This window comes from Acidovorax sp. Leaf160 (assembly GCF_001424265.1).
GTDB lineage: Bacteria > Pseudomonadota > Gammaproteobacteria > Burkholderiales > Burkholderiaceae_C > Paracidovorax.
On the sequence record NZ_LMOV01000023.1, the window covers coordinates 237,148 to 250,873 of the forward strand.

General features: G+C 70.0%; 11 protein-coding genes. 9 read left to right on the forward strand and 2 right to left on the reverse strand.

Annotated features, from left to right (window positions below; all coding sequences use genetic code 11):
• The first annotated feature begins 17 nt into the window (after positions 1–17).
• Positions 18–563 carry an energy transducer TonB gene (locus tag ASF94_RS11640; protein WP_369818665.1) on the forward strand — a complete coding sequence of 182 codons (546 nt, stop codon included), beginning with the start codon at positions 18–20 and terminating at the stop codon, positions 561–563.
• A 92-nt stretch (positions 564–655) separates the two neighbouring features.
• Here ASF94_RS11640 and uraH read toward each other — a convergent pair whose 3' ends face one another.
• Positions 656–1,006 (reverse strand): hydroxyisourate hydrolase, encoded by a 351-nt coding sequence (gene uraH, locus ASF94_RS11645; RefSeq protein WP_056666175.1) that lies wholly within the window; start codon positions 1,004–1,006, stop codon positions 656–658.
• Between the two features lie 92 nt (positions 1,007–1,098).
• Between uraH and ASF94_RS11650 the strand changes: the two genes are divergently transcribed.
• The 5 genes from ASF94_RS11650 (at position 1,099) to ggt (ending at position 7,864) form a co-directional block, all read left to right on the forward strand.
• Positions 1,099–1,776 (forward strand): GntR family transcriptional regulator, encoded by a 678-nt coding sequence (locus tag ASF94_RS11650; RefSeq protein WP_056666177.1) that lies wholly within the window; start codon positions 1,099–1,101, stop codon positions 1,774–1,776.
• Between the two features lie 9 nt (positions 1,777–1,785).
• A complete protein-coding gene (gene puuE, locus ASF94_RS11655) occupies positions 1,786–2,739 on the forward strand; it encodes an allantoinase PuuE (RefSeq protein ID WP_056666179.1) in 954 nt (317 codons plus the stop codon).
• A gap of 71 nt (positions 2,740–2,810) precedes the next feature.
• The gene (gene uraD, locus ASF94_RS11660) at positions 2,811–4,586 is read left to right on the forward strand and encodes a 2-oxo-4-hydroxy-4-carboxy-5-ureidoimidazoline decarboxylase (RefSeq protein WP_056666181.1); all 1,776 of its coding nucleotides are present in this window, start codon (positions 2,811–2,813) and stop codon (positions 4,584–4,586) included.
• Positions 4,583–5,812 (forward strand): ArgE/DapE family deacylase, encoded by a 1,230-nt coding sequence (locus ASF94_RS11665; RefSeq protein WP_056666184.1) that lies wholly within the window; start codon positions 4,583–4,585, stop codon positions 5,810–5,812. The genes uraD and ASF94_RS11665 overlap by 4 nt, the downstream gene beginning before the upstream one ends.
• A gap of 186 nt (positions 5,813–5,998) precedes the next feature.
• Positions 5,999–7,864 carry a gamma-glutamyltransferase gene (ggt, locus tag ASF94_RS11670; protein ID WP_056667192.1) on the forward strand — a complete coding sequence of 622 codons (1,866 nt, stop codon included), beginning with the start codon at positions 5,999–6,001 and terminating at the stop codon, positions 7,862–7,864.
• A gap of 118 nt (positions 7,865–7,982) precedes the next feature.
• On the opposite strand, the gene ASF94_RS11675 is transcribed toward ggt, so the two are convergent.
• Entirely contained in the window at positions 7,983–9,365 is a 1,383-nt protein-coding gene (locus ASF94_RS11675) for a glycerate kinase (protein ID WP_056666187.1), read from the reverse strand.
• 169 nt (positions 9,366–9,534) lie between these two features.
• Between ASF94_RS11675 and ASF94_RS11680 the strand changes: the two genes are divergently transcribed.
• From ASF94_RS11680 to ASF94_RS11690, 3 genes are all read left to right on the forward strand, one after another.
• Positions 9,535–10,899 carry a C4-dicarboxylate transporter DctA gene (locus ASF94_RS11680; protein WP_056666190.1) on the forward strand — a complete coding sequence of 455 codons (1,365 nt, stop codon included), beginning with the start codon at positions 9,535–9,537 and terminating at the stop codon, positions 10,897–10,899.
• Between the two features lie 133 nt (positions 10,900–11,032).
• Positions 11,033–12,868, forward strand: a complete 1,836-nt coding sequence (locus ASF94_RS11685) for a methyl-accepting chemotaxis protein (protein WP_056666193.1) — start codon at positions 11,033–11,035, stop codon at positions 12,866–12,868.
• Between the two features lie 44 nt (positions 12,869–12,912).
• On the forward strand, positions 12,913–13,605 hold the full coding sequence (locus ASF94_RS11690; protein WP_056666196.1) for a GntR family transcriptional regulator: 693 nt from the start codon (positions 12,913–12,915) through the stop codon (positions 13,603–13,605).
• Positions 13,606–13,726 lie beyond the last annotated feature (121 nt).

The window sequence follows — 13,726 nt, forward strand, 5'->3', positions numbered from 1 at the left end:
GCGAGCGATTCCCCACCATGACCCAGCCGCCCTCGCCTCCCAAGCCCTCGCGCCGCAAGCGCCCCTTCTGGTTGCCGGCCAGCGTGATGGCGGCCGTCGCCGCGCTGATGAGCGCCTGCCGCCCGCCCACCGCGCCCACGCGCCCCGAGGAAGCGCTCCCCGCCAGCAGCGAGACCCCGGCCGTCGTCGGTCCGGTGCCGTCCGAAACAGGCTCGGCCCGCACGTCCGCCGCCGCCACGCCGCGCGCCTATCGCCAGGACGCCGCCACGCACCTGTACGGCCTGAATGCCGACCGCATCCACAAGGGCAAGCTGCCCCCGCTGCTCTACGCCATCGGCGTGCTGGAAGTGGACATCGACAAGGCCGGCCGGGTGACCGCCGTGCGCTGGCTGCGCGCGCCGCGCCACGCGCCGGAGGTGATGAAGGAGATCGAGCGCATGGTGCGCGAAGCCGCGCCCTTCCCGGCGCCGGCGCGCATGGGAAAGGTCACCTACACCGACACCTGGCTGTGGGACAAATCGGGCCGCTTCCAGCTCGACACCAAGACCGAGGGGCAGCTCTGAAAAAAGCAGTGGATGGCCGGCCCGGCAAGCGCGCAGCACGGCGGCTCCATCCCGCGCCCTGACGGCGTGCGGCGCCGGCCCGGCGCGGCGCGTCAGGAGCCGCGATAGGTGGAATAGCTCCAGGGGCTCACCAACAACGGCACGTGGTAGTGCTGGTCGGCATGCGCAACGCCGAAGTCCAGGTGCACCACGTCGAGGAAATTGGGTTCGGGCAATTCCACGCCGCGCGCCTGGAAGTACCCCGCCACCTCGAAGCTCAGGCGGTAGGTGCCGGCGCGCAGGCTGGCGTTGTCGAACAGCGGCGCGTCGGTGCGGCCGTCGTAGTTGAGCACCAGCCGGCGGATCAGCGTCACCTGCCCGCCAGCGGTCGAATACAGGGACACGACCATGCCGGCGGCCGGGCAGCCGTGCATGGTGTCGAGGACGTGGGTGCTGAGGCCCATAGGGAATCTCCTGTGATTTCGGGCACCGGGCGGATCGCCGTGTGGACCAAAAGTGTATACACTTTTAGCCAGCCCGCGCCTGCCTATCTTCCATGGAACCCTCCTCCACCAGCGCCATCGTCGAATCGCTCACCCGGGCGATCGCCACGCACCGGCTGCAGCCCGGCACCAAGCTGGCCGAGCAGAAGCTGGCCGATCACTTCGGCGTGTCGCGCACCCTGGTGCGGCAGGCACTCTTCCAGCTGGCGCAGAACCGGCTGGTCACGCTGGAGCCTGCGCGCGGGGCCTTCGTCTCCACCCCGTCGGAAGACGAGGCCCGCCAGGTCTTCGCCGTGCGCCGCATGCTGGAGGCCGAGATGACGCGCGCCTTCGTGCAGAGCAGCACGCCGGCCAAGATCCGTGCGCTGCGCGACCACGTGCGGCGCGAGCAGACGGCCGTCGAAGGCACCGACGCCACCAGCCGCACCGAGCTGCTGGGTGACTTCCACGTGCGCATGGCCGAGCTGATGGGCAACGAAGTGCTGGCGCAGCTGCTGGGCGACCTGATCTCGCGCTGCGCCCTCATCACGCTGATGTACCAGTCCGCCAGCGCCGCCGCCCATTCGCACGAAGAGCACGGCGCCATCGTCGATGCGCTGGCCCGGCGCGACGAGGCGCTGGCCGTGCAGTTGATGCAGGCCCATTTGCTGCATGTGGAACAAAGCCTGGCCTTCGACCAGAAGCGCCCCCTGAACGATCTGTCCGTGGCCCTGTCGCCGCTGCAACCCTGACCGCCCATCATGACGCTCTACGACTCCACCCTGCCCTACCCGCGCGACCTGGCCGGCTACGGCCGCAACCCGCCGCACGCCCGCTGGCCCGGCGGCGCGCGCATCGCCGTGCAGTTCGTGCTGAACTACGAAGAGGGCGGCGAGAACAGCGTGCTGCATGGCGACGCGGGCAGCGAGCAGTTCCTCTCGGAAATGTTCAACCCCGCGGCCTACCCCGAGCGCCACATCAGCATGGAAGGCATCTACGAATACGGCTCCCGGGCCGGCGTGTGGCGGCTGCTGCGCGAATTCGAGCGCCGCGGCCTGCCGCTCACCGTGTTCGGCGTGGCCACCGCACTGCAGCGCCACCCCGACGTGACGGCCGCCTTCGGCGAGCTGGGCCACGACATCGCCTGCCACGGCCTGAAGTGGATCCACTACCAGAACATTCCGGAAGACGTGGAGCGCGCCCACATGGCCGAGGCGATGGAGATCATCCAGCGCCTGACCGGCCAGCGCCCCCTGGGCTGGTACACCGGCCGCGACAGCCCGCGCACGCGCCGCCTGGTGGCCGACTACGGCGGCTTCGCCTACGACAGCGACTACTACGGCGACGACCTGCCCTTCTGGATGAAGGTGCAGAAGACCGATGGCAGCGCCGTGTCGCAGCTGATCGTGCCCTACACGCTGGACTGCAACGACATGCGCTTCGCGCTGCCGCAGGGCTATTCGCATGCCGACCCGTTCTTCCAGTACATGCGCGACACGTTCGATGCGCTGTACGCCGAGGGCGACCCGGCCGGCGACGACCGCCCGAAGATGATGAGCATCGGCATGCACTGCCGCCTGCTGGGCCGGCCCGGCCGCATCACCGCGCTGCAGCGCTTCCTCGACCACATCCAGCAGCACGACAAGGTGTGGGTGTGCCGCCGCATCGACCTGGCGCAACACTGGGCGCAGCAGCACCCTGCGCCGGCCCTCTGATTCATGCCAAAACGGCCTCTGGCGCCCGCAAATTCTGCGCCTATAGCTCACTTTTCAGGAGCAATGCACCCATGCCACTGACGCTGGAACAACTCAATGCCGCGCCGGCCGCCGAAGCCCTGGCGCTGCTGGACGGGCTCTACGAGCACTCGCCCTGGATCGCCGAAGCGGCGCTGGCCGAGCGGCCCTTCCGTTCGCTCGCGCAGCTCAAGTGCGCCATGGTGCGCGCGCTGGCGCAGGCGCCGCACGAAGCCAAGCTCGCGCTGATCCGCGCCCACCCCGAGCTGGCCGGCAAGGCGATGGTGGCGAAGTCGCTGACGGCCGAGTCCACCAACGAGCAGAACAAGGCAGGCCTGACGCAATGCACGCCCGAGGAATTCGCGCGCATCCAGCAGCTCAACGCCGACTACAACGCGCGCTTCGGCTTCCCGTTCATCCTGGCCGTGCGGGGGCCGCGCGGCACGGGCCTGCCCAAGCAGGAAATCATCGAGACCTTCGCCCGCCGCCTGAGCCACCCGGTGGACTTCGAGATGGCCGAGGCGCTGCGCAACATCCACCGCATCGCCGAGATCCGCCTGAACGACAAGTTCGGCTACCAGCCCACGCTCGGCAACGACGTGTGGGACTGGCAGGAAAAGCTGGCCACGCACAGCGACCCCGGCTTCGCCGAGCTGGGCCAGCTCACCGTCACCTACCTGACCGACGCGCACCGCGCCTGCGCGCAGCGCATCAGCCACTGGATGCGCGACTGCGGCTTCGACGAGGTCGAGGTGGATGCGGTGGGCAACGTGGTGGGGCGCTATCACGGCGAGACGCCCGACGCCAAGATGCTCATGACAGGGTCGCACTACGACACGGTGCGCAATGGCGGCAAATACGACGGGCGCCTGGGCATCTTCGTGCCCATGGCCTGCGTGCGCGAGCTGCACCGCGCCGGCCGCCGCCTGCCCTTCGGCATCGAGGTGGTGGGCTTCGCCGAGGAGGAAGGCCAGCGCTACAAGGCCACCTTCCTGGGCTCGGGCGCGCTCATCGGCCACTTCAACCACGCCTGGCTCGACCAGCAGGACGCGGACGGCATCACCATGCGCGAGGCCATGCAGCATGCGGGCCTGTGCGTGGACGACATCCCCAAGCTGCAGCGCGATGCCGCGCGCTACCTGGGCTTCATCGAAGTGCACATCGAGCAGGGCCCGGTGCTGAACGAGCTGGACATTCCGCTCGGCGTGGTCACCTCCATCAACGGCGGCGTGCGCTATGTCTGCGAGATGACCGGCATGGCCAGCCACGCCGGCACCACGCCCATGGGCCGCCGGCGCGACGCCGCCGTGGGCGTGGCCGAACTGGCGCTCTATGTGGAGGCGCGCGCCGCGCAGGATGGCGACTCCGTCGGCACCATCGGCCAGCTGCAGGTGCCCAGCGGGTCCATCAACGTGGTGCCGGGCCGTTGCCTCTTCAGCCTGGACCTGCGTGCGCCCACCGATGCGCAACGCGATGCGCTGGAGCGCGACGTGCTGGCCGAACTGGCCGCCATCGCCCAGCGCCGGGGCCTGAGCTACCAGGCCGAGCAGGCCATGAAGGCAGCGGCAGCGCCCAGCGCGCCGGCCTGGCAGCAGCGCTGGGAGCGCGCGGTGGAAGCGCTGGGCGTGCCCGTCTTCCGCATGCCCAGCGGCGCCGGCCACGATGCGATGAAACTGCACGAAATCATGCCGCAGGCCATGCTGTTCACGCGCGGCCTGAACGGCGGCATCAGCCACAACCCGCTGGAGAGCACGACCGCCGACGACATGCAGCTGGCCGTCGATGCCTTCACCCACGTATTGAACCAACTCGCCACGGAAACCCGATGAGCAACTACCAGTCACTCGACGCCTGGATCGACCAGCATTTCGACGAGGAAGTGCGCTTCCTGCAAGCCCTCGTGCAGGTGCCCACCGACACGCCCCCCGGCAACAACGCGCCCCATGCCGAGCGCACGGCCGAACTGCTCAAGGGCTTCGGCTTCGAGGCCGAGAAGCACGCCGTGCCCGAAGCCGAGGTGCGCGACTACGGCATGGAGTCGATCACCAACCTGATCGTGCGCCGCCCCTACGGCAGCGGCGGCAAGACCATCGCCCTCAATGCCCACGGCGACGTGGTGCCGCCCGGCGAAGGCTGGACGCACGACCCCTACGGCGCGGAAATCGTTGATGGAAAGATGTACGGCCGCGCCACCGCCGTCAGCAAGAGCGACTTCGCCTCCTTCACCTTCGCCGTGCGGGCGCTCGAAGCCGTCGCCCAGCCAACGCAGGGCGCGGTGGAGCTGCACTTCACCTACGACGAGGAATTCGGCGGCGAACTGGGCCCGGGCTGGCTGCTGAAGAAGGGGCTGACGAAGCCCGACCTGATGATCGCCGCCGGCTTCAGCTACGAGGTGGTCACCGCGCACAACGGCTGCCTGCAAATGGAAGTGACCGTGCACGGCAAGATGGCCCATGCCGCCGTGCCGCACACGGGCGTGGACGCGCTGCAGGGCGCCGTGCACATCCTGAACGCGCTCTACAAGCAGAACACGGCCTACCAGCAGATCACCTCCAAGGTCGAGGGCATCAAGCACCCGTACCTGAACGTGGGCCGCATCGAAGGCGGCACCAACACCAACGTCGTGCCCGGCAAGGTGGCGTTCAAGCTCGACCGCCGCATGATCCCGGAAGAGAACCCGGTCGACGTGGAAGCCGACATCCGCCGCGTGATCGCCGAGGCGGCTGCGGGCAAGCCCGGCATCACCGTGGAGATCAAGCGCCTGCTGCTGGCCCATTCGATGAAGCCGCTGGCCGGCAACGCGCCGCTGGTGGGCGCCCTCCAGCGCCACGGCGAAGCCCTGTTCGGTGCGCCCGTGCCGGCCATGGGCACGCCGCTCTATACCGACGTGCGCCTCTATGGCGAGGCCGGCGTTCCCGGCGTGATCTACGGTGCCGGCCCGCGCACCGTGCTGGAGTCGCACGCCAAGCGCGCCGACGAACGGCTGGACCTGGAAGACCTGCGCCGCGCGACCAAGGTGATCGCGCGGGCGCTGAGCGACCTGCTGGCGGCGTGATGCACCCAGCCGCGCCGTGGCGCGCCGCAGTGCTTGCGGCGCTGCGCACGGCGACGTAACCAAGTGCAGTAATCGGCCGGGGTTTGTAAAGCCCGGCCTAAACTCCTCGCGGGTTTCGGGGCGGCGGTCTTCATGGCGGCCCGCCCCGCATTCAACGACGACCCGATCAACGAGGAGGATCTTTCCATGCGACTTCGCCAAACGCTGCTGGCCAGCAGCCTTGCGCTGGCCCTTGCCAGCCTGACCGCCTGCGGCACGTCCGCACAGGCCCCTGCCGCGCCCCAGACTGCGGTGGTGCAGCCAGCCGCAGAACAGCGGTCCGCCGCAGCGCCCGCGGCTTCCGCACCAGCGGTGGCAGCGGCCCCGGCCGCCGTGCAGCAGACTGCGGCGGCCCAGGCGGCCAGCGCGGCCTACGACTTCGACATGGACGTCTTCCACCCGGTCGTCGCCCGCAACGGCATGGTGGCGACCGAGCAGGAACTGGCCTCGAAGATCGGGCTCGACATCCTCAAGGCCGGCGGCAACGCGGTGGACGCGGCCGTGGGCATCGGCTTCGCGCTGGCCGTGGCGCTGCCCAATGCGGGCAACCTGGGCGGTGGCGGCTTCATGGTGGTGCATGACGCCAAGACCGGCAAGAACATCGCGCTCGACTTCCGCGAGGTCGCGCCCAAGGGCGCCTCCCGCGACATGTACCTGGATGCGGGCGGCAAGGTGGTGGACGGCAAGTCGCTCTACACCCACTACGCCATTGGCGTGCCCGGCACCGTGGCGGGCATGGAACACGCCTTGAAGCAGTGGGGCACGATGCCGCTCGGCAAGGTGATCGCTCCGGCGGCGGCGCTGGCGGACAAGGGCTTCCCGGTCAGCGAGACGCTGGCCAAGATCCTGGACCAGGAAAAGAAGAACATGGGCCAGTGGCCTGCCACCCGCGCCATCTTCTGGAAGAACGGCGAGCCGCTGAAGGCGGGCGACGCCCTGGTGCAGAAAGACCTGGCGGCCTCCCTGCGCCTGATCGGCCAGCAGGGCGCGCGCGCTTTCTACCAAGGCTCCATCGCCCAGAAGATCGCTGCCGAGACGGCGCCCCATGCCGGCGCCGTCACGCTGGCCGACCTGCGCGACTACCAGGTCGTCGAGCGCGCCCCGACCACCGGCACCTACCGCGGCTACCAGGTCGTCACCATGCCGCCACCCTCGTCGGGCGGTCCGCACCTGGTGCAGATCCTGAACATGCTGGAGCCCCTGCCGCTGGCGCAGTGGGGCCCCAACAGCGCGCAGACCATCCACTACCTGGCCGAAAGCATGAAGCTGGCCTACGCCGATCGGTCCGAATACCTGGGCGACCCGGCCTTCGTGAAGATTCCCCTCAAAGGCCTGACCTCCAAGGCCTACGCGAACGAGCTGCTCAACACCATCGACCCGAACGCGGCGCGCTCGGGCAAGAGCATCAAGCCGGGCAAGCCGCAACCGTATGAAAGCGACCAGACCACGCACTACTCGGTGGTGGACAAGGCCGGCAACGCCGTGGCGGTGACCTACACGCTGAACACCAACTTCGGCAGCGGCATCGTCGCCCAGGGCACGGGCATCCTGCTCAACAACGAGATGGACGACTTCTCCGCCAAGCCCGGCGTGGCCAACGCCTACGGCCTGGTGGGTGGCGATGCCAACGCGGTGGCCGCAGGCAAGCGGCCCCTGTCGTCGATGACGCCCACCATGGTGCTCAAGGACGGCAAGCCCGTGCTGGTGACCGGCAGCCCGGGCGGCGCGCGCATCATCACCACGGTGCTGCAGACCGTGGTGAACGTGATCGACTTCGGCATGAACCCGGCCGAGGCCGCCAGCACGCCGCGGGTGCACCACCAGTGGACGCCGGACGAGCTGCGCATCGAAAAGGGCCTCTCGCCCGACACCATCGCACTGCTGAAGGCGCGCGGCCACAACGTGCAGCTGAAGGCGTCGATGGGCCGCACGCAGACCATCCAGCTGCGCGGCGATGCGATGTATGGCTATTCGGACCCGCGCAACCCCGACGGCAAGACGTTCGGTTATTGACCGCCACGCCGGGCACGGCGAGTGCCCGGCCTCACCTCAAACGACCCGCTGGCTGCCAGGCCAGCGGGTTTTTTCATGGAAAAAAGACCGCCGGCGCCGGTGGCACGGGCGCATGCAGCTACAAGATCAATAGCGCGCGGAAGTCATTGACATTGGTGTGCGTCGGCCCCGTCACCACCAAATCGCCCAAGGCGCCGAAGTAGCCATAGGCATCGTTGCGGTCCAGGTACACCGCGATGCGCAGGCCGGCCGCCTCGGCCCGGGCCAGGGTATCGGGGGCGACGCGCGCGCCGGCGTTGTCCTCCACCCCGTCGATGCCATCGGTATCGGCCGCCAGCGCCCACACGCCCGGCTGACCCTGCAGCGCCTGGGCCAGGCCCATGCAGAACTCCCCCGCCCGGCCGCCCCGGCCGCGCGGCGTGCCCGGTGCCTGCGGGCGCACCGTCACGGTGGTCTCGCCGCCCGAGAGGATCACGCAAGGGCGTGCGAACGGCTGCCCGTGGCGCGCCACCGCCCGGGCCAGCGCGGCATGCACCTTGCCCACCTCGCGCGATTCGCCCTCCATCTCGTCCGACAGGACGTACGCCGGCACGCCCGCCGCCCGCGCCGCCTCGGCCGCGGCCTCCAGCGACTCGCGGGGCGTGGCCGTCAGGTGCACCGCATGGCCGCCGAAGAGTGGGTCGCCCGGCTTGGGCGTTTCCAGCGCGCCCGACTGCAGGGCTGCGTGGACGGCGGGCGGAACCTCGATGCGGTAGCGCTCCAGGATGTCCAGCGCGTCCGCGCAGGTGGTCGCATCCGCCACCGTCGGTCCGCTGGCGATGATCGACGGGTCGTCGCCCGGCACGTCGCTGATGGTGAGCGTGACCACCCGGGCCGGCGCGCAGGCCGCTGCCAGCCGCCCGCCCTTGATGCGCGAGAGGTGCTTGCGCACGCAGTTCATCTCGTCGATGGCGGCGCCGCTGTCCAGCAGCGCGCGGTTGATGCGCTGCTTGTCTTCCAGCGCCAGGCCCTGCGCAGGCAGGGTGAGCAGGGCCGAGCCGCCGCCGGAGATCAGGCACAGCACCAGGTCGTCCTGCGTCAGCCCGTGCGTGAGCGCGAGCATGCGCTGGGCCGCCTCCATCCCCGCCGCATCGGGCACCGGGTGGGCTGCCTCCACCACCTCGATGCGCGGGGCCGGTCCGGCGGGCCGGGGCGGCGTGTGGCCGTAGCGCGTGACGACCAGGCCGCTCAGAGGCGCATCGGCCGGCCAGAGCGCCTCCACCGCCTGCGCCATCGCTCCGGCGGCCTTGCCCGCGCCGAGCACCAGGGTGCGGCCGCCGCCCGCTGCCGGCGGGGGGGCCGGCAGGAAGGCCGCAGTGTTGTGCAGCGGCAGCGCGCGGCGCACGGCCACGCCGAGCAGGTACTCCAGGAAGCGCGCCGGCTCGGCGGCGGGGTCGGGGGCCGCAGGGTGGCCGGCGGCAGAGTCGCGAGAAGAAATGGGGGCGCAAGCGGTGTCTGTCATGAGGGGTCTCCGCCGTGCATTCTGAGGCCCTGCCCGCGCTGCTGCCGGCGCGACACAGCGCGGGATAACCCCAGGGCGCGTCCGCCCCACAGATGTCTACAGTTCTTGTATGCAAGACCCGTACGCGGGGCTGCGCGCTGCTTTTCGGTCTCAACCACAGAGGTTCTCGATGTTGCGTTTCCTCAACTCACTCTTCGGCCGGGTGATCCTGGCCCTGATCGCCGGCGTCGTGATCGGCCTCTTCTGGCCTGGCACGGCCATCGCGCTCAAGCCCCTGGGCGACGGCTTCATCAAGCTGATCAAGATGCTGATCCCGCTGATCGTGTTCTGCGTGGTGGTGCACGGCATCGCGGGCACGGGCGACCTGAAGCGGGTGGGCCGCGTGGGCGTCAAGTCGCTGATCTACTTCGAGGTGGTGACCACCATCGCGCTGCTGCTGGGCCTGGTGCTGGCCTTCGTGTTCGAGCCCGGCACCGGCATGAACGTGGACCCGCGCACGCTGGACGCGGCGGCCATGAGCGCCTACACCACCAACGCCGACAAGCTGGCGAGCGGCGGCTTCAGCGACTTTCTGCTGAAGCTCATCCCCACCACGGCGGTGAGCGCCTTCGCCAGCGGCGACGTGCTGCAGGTGCTGCTGTTCTCCATCGTCTTCGGCATCGCCCTGGCGCTGCTGGGCGAACGCGGCGCGCGCGTGGCCGGGCTGGTGGAAGATCTGTCGCTGGTGCTGTTCAAGATCATGGGCATGCTGATCAAGCTCGCGCCGCTCGGCGTGCTGGGCGCCATCGCCTTCACCGTGGGCAAGTACGGCGTGGGCTCGCTCAAGCAGCTGGGGCAGCTGGTGGCCCTGTTCTACCTGGCCGTGTTCCTCTTCGTGACCGTGGTGCTGGGGCTGATCATGCGGTTCTCGGGCTTCAGCCTGTTCAAGCTGCTGCGCTACCTGCGCGAGGAACTGGCCGTGGTGTTCGCCACCACCTCTTCCGACAGCGTGCTGCCGCAGATCATGGCCAAGCTCAAGCACCTGGGCATCCGCGACTCGACCGTCGGCCTGGTCATTCCCACGGGCTATTCGTTCAACCTGGACGCGTTTTCCATCTACATCACGCTTGCCGCCGTGTTCATCGCCCAGGCGACCAACACGCCGATCACGATGACCGACCTGCTGACCATCCTGGCGATCTCGCTGGTCACGTCCAAGGGCGCGCACGGGGTGCCGGGCTCGGCCATCGTGGTGCTGGCAGCCACGCTGCATGCGGTGCCGGCCATCCCTGCCATCGGGCTGGTGCTGGTGCTGTCGGTGGACTGGTTCATGGGCATCGCCCGCGCCCTGGGCAACCTGATCGGCAACTGCGTGGCCACGGTGGCCGTCGCGGCCTGGGAAGGCGATATCGACCGCGAGCGGGCCCGTGCGGTGCTGGACCGGCAACCCGTTCCGCCGATCGATCCGGCGGCTGCAGCGGCGGGTGTGGCGGCCGTGGCGGGCAGTGCGGGCGGCGCGGCTGGCGCGGTGCCCGGGGCCCCGGCCAGGTTGTAATTCTTGATCGGCAGGGCCAGGCCGGTTAAGAGAATGTAAACAAAAGCAACCGGGTTTGGGCTATACCCCTCAAGTCCCCCCGCCGACGCGGTCCTCCCTGGAGGACCGTGGGCTCCACCCATTGTGCAGACCCATGCTCCAGACCCTTCGCTCCAAAATCCTGGCCATCAGCACCGCTACCGTGGTCTGTGCCCTCGCCATCACCGGTGCTGCCACCTACACCATCACCCGGGACAGCACCTTCCAGACCATCGAGCAGGACCTGGACGCCATCACCGCCGGCAACACCATGGCGATCGACCAGTGGGTGGCATCCAAGGCGCTGGCGGTGACGGCCGCCGCCGCCGCCATCGAACCAGGCGACCCGCACGACTACGCCGCCTACATGGGCAAGGCGAGCGGCTTTCCCATCACCACCGTGGGCTGGGAAGACAAGAGCTTCAAATCCACCACGCAGACGGCCGCAGGCTACGACCCCACGGCACGCCCCTGGTACAAGGCCGCCGTCCAGGCCGGCAAGCTCACCGTGACCAAGCCCTACGGAGACTCCAGCACCGGGGTCTCCTTCGTCGCTTTCGTGGCGCCCATGCTGCGCAGCGGGGCGCTGCAGGGCGTCATCAGCGGCGCGGTGCCGCTGACCGGAGTGCGCGACGTGGTGGCGGCCATTCGCCCGACGCCCAGCAGCCTGGGCTTCGTCGTCAGCACCGACGGCCAGGTGCTGGCCCATGCCGACGCCAAGATCATCCTGAAGCCCGCCGCCGAGATCTCCCCCATGCTGACCCCGGCGGCCCTGGCCGCCCTGGCCACGGCCAGGCAGCCGCTGGAGGTGGAGCTGGACGGCCGCGCGAAGCTGCTCAAGGCCCGCGCCGTGCAGGGCACGGACTGGCTGCTGGTGGTGGCGCTGGACAAGGCCGAGGCCACCGCCGGCCTGCGCAGCGTGCTGGGCACGCTGGCCGTGGCCATCGTGCTGCTGGCGCTGATCGCCGCCGCCGTGTCGGCAGCGCTGACGGCCACCTCCTTCCGCCGCCTGTCGCAGGTGCGCGACGCCATGGACACCGTGGGCTCGGGCGGCGGCGACCTGACGCAGCGCCTGCCCGTGCATGGCCATGACGAGGTGGCGCAGATCGCCCGCTCGTTCAACCAGTTCGTCGAGCAGATCGGCACCGTGCTCAAGGACGTGCAAGGCGGCGTCGAGTCGATGAAGACCGCCACCGACGAGATCAAGGCCGGCAACCAGGACCTGTCCAACCGCACCGAGGGCTCGGCCAGCGCCATCCAGCAAACCTCGGCCTCGCTGTCGCAGCTCACCGTGAACGTGAAGCAGTCGGCCGAGGCCGCAGCCCTGGCCACGCGCCTGGCCAACGAGGCCAGCGCCTCGGCCGCCCGGGGCGGTGAGGTGGTGGGCAGCGCGGTCAGCACCATGGACGACATCTCGGGCGCTTCGTCCAAGATCGGCGAGATCATCGGGGTGATCGATTCGATCGCCTTCCAGACCAACATCCTGGCGCTGAACGCCGCGGTCGAGGCGGCCCGCGCGGGCGAGCAGGGCCGCGGCTTCGCCGTGGTGGCCGCCGAAGTGCGCAGCCTGGCGCACCGCAGCGCGACCGCCGCCAAGGAGATCAAGACGCTGATCGATGCCTCCGGCGCCAGCGTGGTCACCGGCACGCAGCGGGTGCGGGCCGCAGGCGAGACGATGGGCGAGATCGTCGAGGGCATCCGCCGCGTGGCGCAGATCATCGGCGAGATCAACAGCTCGATGACCGAGCAGAGCCTGGGCATCGGGCAGATCAACCAGGCGGTGGCCGAGATGGACCGCGCCACGCAGCAGAACGCAGCGCTGGTGGAGGAATCCACCGCCGCGTCGTCGGTGCTGAACGAGCAGGCGCACCACCTTTCGCGCACCGTGGCGGGCTTCACGCTGGAGCGCTCCGGCGGAGCCGGCGCTCCAGGGTCCCTGCGGCTGCGATGATGCGGGCCTGATCCACCACTGCCGCCCTGCGCGCCCCGTTCCCGATGAGCATCAGCCAGACCCAGATCGCGCAGCAGGTGGTGGAATCCATCCTGGCCCAGAAGCTCTCTCCCGGCGAGCGGCTGGGCGAGCAGGAACTGGCCGATCTCTTCGGCGTCAGCCGCACCATGGTGCGCGAGGCACTGATGCAGTTGCAGGCGCGCGGCTTCATCGAAGTGCGGCCCCGGCGCGGCTGGTACGTGGTGGAGCCTTCGGTGGAAGACGCGCGCGATGCCTTCTCGGCCCGCCGCATCATCGAGTCGGGCATCCTGGCCGACGCCGGGCGCCCGCTGCAGCAGGCGGTGGTGCCGCGGCTGCGCGCCCACATCGCCGAGGAGCGCCAGGCCATCGAGGGGGCCGACGCCGCCACCCGCGCCTTCCTGCTGGCGGACTTCCACGTCTGCCTGGCCGAGGCCATGGGCCACCGCACGCTCAGCGACATCCTGCGCGACCTGACGGCGCGCACCACGCTGGCGGCATCGCTCTACCAGTCGCGCCACGAGGCCAGCCAGTCGTGCGCCGAGCATGCCGCCATCGTCGAGGCCCTGGAGGCAGGCGACGTCGCCCTGGCGCGCGACCGCATGCTGAGCCACATCGGCCATGTGGAAGATGCGCTCGACCCCAGCCAGCCCGTGGTGCGCGACCGGCTGCGGGAGTCGCTCACGCCGCTGCCGGCGGCGGTGCGCGCCGGCAACTGAAAGCGCCGGGCCACCGGGCCCGGGCTAGCCCACAGCCTCGGGCGGTGCGGAATGCGCCACCCGCGCGCGGACCGGCCAGCCTGCGCGCCGCCTTGCCGCCCGGCGTTCCCGATCCACGCCC

Coding starts and splice junctions, on each gene's coding strand:
- ASF94_RS11640 (WP_369818665.1), top strand. CDS start 18: ATGACCCAGCCGCCCTCGCCTCCCAAGCCCTCGCGCCGCAAGCGCCCC.
- uraH (WP_056666175.1), bottom strand. CDS start 1,006: ATGGGCCTCAGCACCCACGTCCTCGACACCATGCACGGCTGCCCGGCC.
- ASF94_RS11650 (WP_056666177.1), top strand. CDS start 1,099: ATGGAACCCTCCTCCACCAGCGCCATCGTCGAATCGCTCACCCGGGCG.
- puuE (WP_056666179.1), top strand. CDS start 1,786: ATGACGCTCTACGACTCCACCCTGCCCTACCCGCGCGACCTGGCCGGC.
- uraD (WP_056666181.1), top strand. CDS start 2,811: ATGCCACTGACGCTGGAACAACTCAATGCCGCGCCGGCCGCCGAAGCC.
- ASF94_RS11665 (WP_056666184.1), top strand. CDS start 4,583: ATGAGCAACTACCAGTCACTCGACGCCTGGATCGACCAGCATTTCGAC.
- ggt (WP_056667192.1), top strand. CDS start 5,999: ATGCGACTTCGCCAAACGCTGCTGGCCAGCAGCCTTGCGCTGGCCCTT.
- ASF94_RS11675 (WP_056666187.1), bottom strand. CDS start 9,365: ATGACAGACACCGCTTGCGCCCCCATTTCTTCTCGCGACTCTGCCGCC.
- ASF94_RS11680 (WP_056666190.1), top strand. CDS start 9,535: ATGTTGCGTTTCCTCAACTCACTCTTCGGCCGGGTGATCCTGGCCCTG.
- ASF94_RS11685 (WP_056666193.1), top strand. CDS start 11,033: ATGCTCCAGACCCTTCGCTCCAAAATCCTGGCCATCAGCACCGCTACC.
- ASF94_RS11690 (WP_056666196.1), top strand. CDS start 12,913: ATGAGCATCAGCCAGACCCAGATCGCGCAGCAGGTGGTGGAATCCATC.